This window comes from Pseudomonas sp. NPDC088885 (assembly GCF_044750025.1).
Lineage (GTDB): Bacteria > Pseudomonadota > Gammaproteobacteria > Pseudomonadales > Pseudomonadaceae > Aquipseudomonas > Aquipseudomonas rustica.
In genome coordinates this window covers 1-1911 of record NZ_JBIVJB010000229.1, presented here as the reverse complement: position 1 = coordinate 1911, position 1911 = coordinate 1, and the positions used below count along the sequence as shown (strand labels likewise).

Genomic DNA, 1911 nt, shown 5'->3' with positions numbered 1-1911 from the left:
GGGCGCAAGTTGTGGAGGCCTCGAACCAGCTGCATAACGCGCTTCTTGCTCATAAAGTGGTCGATTATAACCACACCCGACGGCCGACGACAGGCAACACCGTAACGCAAAGTGAACGAGCCGACAAAACTGCCGGCCCGCGCCCATCCATAAAGAGAAAAACCTTAGCTCAAGGCCTTGCGATTGAAGTCGCGCAGGCGGAAACCGAGCAGCAGCAACATACCGAAATAGGACACCACGCCAGCCGCGACCAAGGCGCCCAGACGCAGGAAGCGCTCAAGCATGTGCCCTTGATCCCATGGCGGCATGAAATGCATGCCGATCAACAGCACCACGGACATCACCGCCACCGCGAGCACCAGTTTGAAACCGAATTTGGCCCAGCCCGGCTGCGGCTGATACATCTGCTGTTTGCGCAGTTGGTAGAACAGCAGCCCGGCGTTGAGGCAGGCACCCGCACTGATGGCCAAGGCCAGACCGGCGTGAGCCAGTGGGCCGATCAATACCAGGTTGAACAGCTGGGTAACCACCAAAGTGAAAATTGCGATTTTCACCGGGGTTCGGATGTTCTGTTGCGCATAAAAGCCCGGCGCCAGCACTTTGATCACGATAATCCCGAGCAGGCCGACAGAATAAGCAATCAGCGCACGCTGAGTCATTTCTGCGTCGAAGCCACTGAACTGACCGTACTGGAACAGCGACACGGTCAGCGGCTCGGCGAGAATCCCCAACGCCAACGAGCACGGCAGCACCAGCACAAAGCACAGACGCAGGCCCCAATCGAGAATCCGCGAATACTCGTGACGATCCTTGCTCGCATAGGTTTTTGCCAATGTCGGCAGCAAAATCGTGCCCAACGCCACGCCAAGCACACCGGATGGCAACTCCATCAAACGGTCGGCGTAGTACATCCACGACACCGAACCTGCGACCAGAAACGAGGCGAAGATAGTGTTGATGATCAGCGAAATCTGGCTGACCGAGACACCGAGGATCGCCGGCAGCATCTGCTTCATCACGCGCCACACGCCGGTATCGCGCAGGTTCAGACGCGGCAGCACCAGCATGCCGATCTTTTTCAGGTGCGGCAGTTGATAGAGCAGCTGCGCCAGACCACCGACCAATACCGCCCAGCCAAGGGCCATGACTGGTGGATCGAAGTACGGGGTGAGGAACAGCGAGAACACGATCATGCTGAGGTTAAGCAAGGTCGGCACAAACGCTGGCACCGAGAAGCGGTTCCAGGTATTGAGGATCGCGCCGGCCAGCGACGACAGCGAGATCAGCAATATATAGGGGAACGTCACCCGCAACAGATCAGAGGTGAGCTGGAATTTTTCCGGCGTATCGGTGAAACCGGGCGCCGTGGCCCAGATCACCCAAGGCGCCGCGATCATGCCCAGTGCGGTGACGATCGCCAGTACCAGCGTCAGCAGGCCCGATACGTAGGCAATAAAGGTACGGGTCGCCTCTTCGCCCTGCTGACTTTTGTATTCGGCCAGAATTGGCACGAATGCCTGGGAGAAAGCGCCCTCGGCAAAAATTCTTCGCAGCAGATTGGGCAGTTTGAAGGCGATAAAGAAGGCGTCTGTCGCCATCCCGGCGCCGAATGTGCGGGCGATAAGCGTGTCACGAACAAAACCCAGAATCCGGGAAAGCATCGTGATAGAGCTGACGGCGGCCAACGATTTGAGCAGATTCATTGAGGGAATTTGTGCCTGTCGATAAACAGCAGGCGAATTAAGCGCCTACTTATGCGATACTCCGCGCCGCAGCAGCACAGAGCCAAAGCTCGCGAGTTTACAGGTCAAGCGCCGGAAATAAATATCCCGCCTCTTTATACCTACCACTTAGCGGAACGATTCAAGTGCCCTTGACAAGACTTCTCTTCATCGGCATGATTCGCGGCCT

General features: G+C 57.1%; 1 protein-coding gene. It reads right to left on the bottom strand.

Annotated features, from left to right (window positions below):
• Window positions 1-164 precede the first annotated feature (164 nt).
• A complete protein-coding gene (gene murJ / locus ACIP1X_RS28790; RefSeq protein WP_400755963.1) occupies window positions 165-1703 on the bottom strand; it encodes a murein biosynthesis integral membrane protein MurJ in 1539 nt (512 codons plus the stop codon).
• Window positions 1704-1911 lie beyond the last annotated feature (208 nt).